The sequence below is a fragment of the Streptomyces sp. CBMA123 genome, assembly GCF_014596465.1.
Lineage (GTDB): Bacteria > Actinomycetota > Actinomycetes > Streptomycetales > Streptomycetaceae > Kitasatospora.
Map to the genome: position 1 here is coordinate 1 of NZ_MECK01000525.1, position 801 is coordinate 801.

Sequence of the window (801 nt, forward strand, 5' to 3'; positions counted from 1 at the left end):
GCCGGCCCCCGCCCGGGTGCAGCCCGACGCAGCCCCCGCCCGCACCCACACCCGCACCGGACTGGGAGCCCCCCTCGACGGGCTGCCTCCGACGGCGGCGGCGCCGGGCCGGACCGCTCCACTGCTGGGCGGGCGCCGACCGGTCCGACGGACCACCGGGCCGATGCCGACGGCCGGCACGGGCCCGACTGCCGGAAGCGCGTCGGCGCAGGTCGGTGAAGGGCCGCGCGTCCAGCGCGCGGTGGACGGCGCCGCTGGATCCATGAGTCTCCCCAGCGCCCGAACCGACGCTCAGTCGGATCCCCGGATCGACTCCGGTGCGACGACCGGGCGCGGTACCGGCACGTCGGCGTCCGAACGCGCGGCGGCCTCTGCCGCGCCGCGTCCGGGTGCACCCGTGGCCGGGCCGGGCGCCGGTGCCCCGCGTCGGAGCGGCGCCGGGAACGGCGGCCCGGTGGTTCCGCCGACGGTGTCCGTGCCTCTGGTGTCCGTGCGTCCGGTGTCCGTGCGTCCGGTGGGCAGCGCTCCGGGGGTGCAGCGAGCCGTCCAACCCGCCCTGCCGAGGCGGGGACTGATCGGTGAGCGCCCGATGTCGGTCGCCCTCGGCACCCCGCCGGCGCCCTTCGCGGGCGGCGGCACCGCTTCGACGGGCGCCCGCACGGCGCCGACCCCGCCGGTGGTCCCGGCGGTCTGGCCCAACGCCCTCGCGCGCCGTACGGAGGACGCACCGGTGGCCGAGTCGCCGTCGGTGTCCGGTGCCGGCCGGCGGCAGGGCGCTCCGGCCGCCCCGCGGCGCTCCGC

At 80.5% G+C, this 801-nt stretch carries 1 protein-coding gene; it reads left to right on the forward strand.

Annotated features, from left to right (window positions below):
- Nucleotides 1-589 precede the first annotated feature (589 nt).
- The coding region (locus BG452_RS46380; protein ID WP_223243223.1) for a hypothetical protein at nucleotides 590-801 on the forward strand (212 nt) is incomplete at its 3' end.